A 3991-nucleotide genomic window follows, 5' to 3' on the forward strand; every position below is an offset into this window, starting at 1 on the left:
TATGCACTTTTGTAATCTTAGGGCGTTACAATGATGTGCTTGCTTACCCATGCATAAATGCCTCTTATACGGTTCCTGTTCGTCAGTACCGAGTTTTGTAGTCTCGCTTCCTTCAGATGTAACCTCACGGTTACCACCCTTGCGATTTACTAATGGTTCAAGGCGTTACCCTCGCCCATAAGGGACTTGCACCCTCTAGATTAATTTCTTACTTTCGTAAGAGAAAGATGCCCATGCTGGGCACACACATGTGGTATAAAAAACTGCCGAGAGTTGCGCAATTTGCAAGTTCATCACCCGCATCAACACTCGTGTAGCTTGATAAAGAATTCGCCCGCAGTCGGCAGCTTCTCATACCACCACCGTTAGCGGCAACCTAAAACCGAATTCAATAACTTAATACAACAAAACATTAATGAAAAAAATTGACTTAACTAACTGGAAAAGAAAAGAACACTTTGATTTTTTTTCTAAAATGGCTAGCCCTGTTTTCGGAATAGTTACAGAAGTTGATTGTGATGAATGTTATAAAAATTCTAAAGAAAACGGTAAATCATTCTTTGCAAATTATCTTCATAAATCCATGATTGCAGTGAATTCTGTAGATGAACTAAAATATAGAATCATAGATAATGAAATCATAGAATTCGAAAAAATTCATGCTGGAATAACTATTGGTAGAGAAGACGAAACTTTCGGCTTTGGTTTTGTGAATTTTTCTTCTGATTTCGAAACTTTTAATACCGAATTGAATAATGAAATTTTAGAGGTCAAAAACTGCTCTGGATTAAGACTTAATAACGATGATATTAAAAAAGATTTAATTCGTCATTCAACTATTCCATGGAATTCATTTAGCGGATTATTACATCCTACTAACTTTGATCAAAAAGAATCTGTTCCTAAAATAACTTTTGGAAGGTTTATTATCCGAGAAGGAAAAAGAATGTTACCCATTTCTATAGAAGCGCATCACGGATTAGTTGATGGTTTCCACATAGCAAAATATTTAAATGAATTTCAAAATCAACTCAATACAAAATAACAATTTGCTTTTAAATATTGAATATATTTATGATTGTTTGTAAGCAAATTACATCAATGCCAGAATATGCAAAACGTTAGCAACAACAATATCTGAACAACCATCAAGACAAAAAACAATGGACATTATAATAAGAAAAGCAGACGAAAAAGACAGCGAAAAAATTTGGACTTTAATGGAACAATTAGCTCTTTTTGAAAAATATATTGACAGTTTTGCTATTACGCCAGAAATTGTTAAGGAAAGTGGTTTTCGCAAAAATCCACCAGACTTTCATTGCATTGTAGCGGACGACAACGACAAAATTGCGGGAATGCTGGTGTATTATTTTCTTCCATACACGGCTCAAAACAGACCAGCTATTTATATGAAAGAACTATATGTGGATGAAAATTATCGTGGTCAAAAAATTGGAGAACAACTGATGAACACTTTAAAAATTGAAGCTAAAAAAAATAATTGCAATCAAATAAAATGGACAGTTGCACCTTGGAACAAAGCAGGACAAAATTTCTATGAACGTTTGGGTGCAACAGAAAATAATGAGTGGCTTAACTATGAATGGAAACTGTAATGATGAACAAAATTGAAATAACAAAAATAGGAGAAGAAGAAATTCTGCAATTGCAAGAAATTGGCAGACAGACTTTTTATGAAACATTTTTCGAGAGTAATACTGAAGAAAATATGAAAAGTTATTTAGAAAACGGTTTTTCCATTGATAAAATAACTACAGAACTAAATAACGAAACCTCTGAATTTTATTTCGCCAAACTTGACAAGGAAGTTATCGGTTATCTAAAACTCAATTTCGGGCAATCGCAAACCGAACTAAAAGACGACAAAGCGCTCGAAATTGAAAGAATTTATGTGCTTAAAGAATTTCACGGGAAAAAAGTTGGACAAATTCTTTATGATAAAGCAATAGAAATAGCAAAAAAGAAAAACTCTGATTTTATTTGGTTAGGCGTTTGGGAAGAAAATCCAAGAGCAATTAACTTTTACAAAAAAAATGGTTTTGTAGAATTTGATAAGCACATTTTTAAACTTGGTGACGATGAGCAAACAGACATTATGATGAAACTAAAACTAACTAACTAAAATGGGAGAAAAAAAGGCAGCCGCTAACACACGTTTTGCGAGATTGCGAATTTTGTGGTAAATTCACGTTTATCTTTCGCAAGAAATTTAGTAGTAACCGAAAATACTCGGTTACGAAGCTCGCAACCTCGCAAAGCGCGGGAACGTCAGGCTGTGAAAAAACTCAGTTTTCCAATAATTTCTTAAGAAAACCAACCTTCCACGCTTCAATAAATACGTTTTAAGACGGGCTGTTTTTTAGGCAGCAATTGATAATCTATTTTCTAAAGGAGCTAAAATAGGCGCAAAACAAATCACTTTAAAAACAAAACAAGCTTTCGCTTTGTAAGGTGACTTCCAGTTCTTCAATTTGGCAATTAATTCCGGAACTCCCAGAATATTTATCGCACGTTTGATATTGTACACCAGCATAATTAAACTGTGTTCACCATTTACTTTTTCTAATCCCGTTAAATTCGTGTGATTGTAACCCCACTGCCGTTTGACTGTTCCGAAAATATGCTCGTTGATCTCCTGCCGCTTTCGGTACAATTGTGCATTGGCTTGGTAGCGCTGATTGTTTTCTGCAACAGCATCGGCATACTGACTTCTGTCAATCTCTCGGCCTCCTGTTCTGCTCGTACAAAGTGATTTTACAGGGCATTCTTTACAAGCTGGAGTTCGGTATTTTTTGAAGTCGTAGCTGTCTCTATCGCGGGTTTTCTTGTGCCATCGTCCTGTCGTTTTTAAAACTTGGTTTGCCGGACAAGTGTAAGTGTCATCGTCTGTATTGTAAATGAATTTTGAAACAAAATAATCTGGTTGAGTGCCATTTTCGTTGCTTTTTCCCTGATCTGGATGCGCAACAATGGTGATAATGTTTTGCTCTTTGCATTGGGTGATTTCCCGACCATTGTGATACCCCTTGTCAACTAAAGCAGTGAAGGTTTCAACTCCCAAATTGTCCTTAGCTTCAATTGCAATTGCGCTCAAAGCATTACGATCATTACGATTAATGGTGTGTGTAGCCACAACCAAATTGTATTGAGCATCAACAGCGGCTTGAATATTATAACTTACTTCTACCACTTGTCCCTGAACCAACAGTGCTCGTGAATCTTCATCGGTTGTACTGATTTGAGGTTCGCCACTCGCTTTTAGTTTTTCTTCTAAGACTTCGTAGCGAAGTTTATTTTTCTTTAATCTTTCTATCTTTTCCTGAATTTTAGTGATTGTCACACTATTTTCTTTCTCATCATTCTGAGCCAATTCATCCAAGTATTGCTGTGTTTTCTCTTCAATATAAGCCAGGTGTTTATCGATTTTCTTTTGATTGAAATTGGCTTTTTTGCTGTTGTGTGCTCTACTTTTAGTACCGTCAATGGCGATGGTTTCTCCGGCAATTAGATCTGCATCTTTCAAAAAAGAAACGAATACTTTGAACAGCTTTTTTAAACCCGACGGATTGTTTTTTCTAAAATCAGAAATGCTGTGATAATTGGGTGCCAATCCAAATAAAAGCCATTGTAATTCAATATTACGAGCACATTCTTTTTCGAGTTTCCGGGAACTTCGAAGTCCATTCAGATATCCATATAAATAGATTTTGAGAAATGTTTCCGTATTGAAACTCGGTCGTCCTTCCGTTTTTAGCGTTTGCAGTTCAAAACCTAATGCTTTTAAATCGACATTCTCAACAAAGGCATCTACAAACCGAACCGAATTATCTTCAGAAATCGAATCTTCTAAACTCGTAAAAACCATTTGATTGCGGGCTATTCCAGTGATATGTTGCATTATTAAATATACGAATTTACTCTCGTATTATTGAAATAATTATGCTATTTTTGAAAGAAATAAACGGAG

General features: G+C 35.3%; 4 protein-coding genes. 3 read left to right on the forward strand and 1 reads right to left on the reverse strand.

Going from position 1 to position 3991, the window contains the following annotated elements; translation table 11 throughout:
- The first annotated feature begins 415 nt into the window (after positions 1-415).
- The 3 genes from PUH65_RS14740 to PUH65_RS14750 all read left to right on the forward strand — a co-directional run bounded on the left by PUH65_RS14740 (position 416) and on the right by PUH65_RS14750 (position 2146).
- A complete protein-coding gene (locus tag PUH65_RS14740; RefSeq protein ID WP_305520883.1) occupies positions 416-1045 on the forward strand; it encodes a chloramphenicol acetyltransferase in 630 nt (209 codons plus the stop codon).
- 118 nt (positions 1046-1163) lie between these two features.
- Positions 1164-1619, forward strand: coding sequence for a GNAT family N-acetyltransferase (locus PUH65_RS14745; RefSeq protein WP_305520884.1), 456 nt, complete (start codon positions 1164-1166; stop codon positions 1617-1619).
- A gap of 2 nt (positions 1620-1621) precedes the next feature.
- Entirely contained in the window at positions 1622-2146 is a 525-nt protein-coding gene (locus PUH65_RS14750; protein WP_305520885.1) for a GNAT family N-acetyltransferase, read from the forward strand.
- Between the two features lie 237 nt (positions 2147-2383).
- Here PUH65_RS14750 and PUH65_RS14755 read toward each other — a convergent pair whose 3' ends face one another.
- Positions 2384-3922, reverse strand: a complete 1539-nt coding sequence (locus PUH65_RS14755) for an IS1182 family transposase (protein ID WP_305519709.1) — start codon at positions 3920-3922, stop codon at positions 2384-2386.
- Positions 3923-3991: the final 69 nt, after the last annotated feature.

Source organism: Kaistella sp. SH40-3 (genome assembly GCF_030686865.1).
Classification (GTDB): domain Bacteria; phylum Bacteroidota; class Bacteroidia; order Flavobacteriales; family Weeksellaceae; genus Kaistella.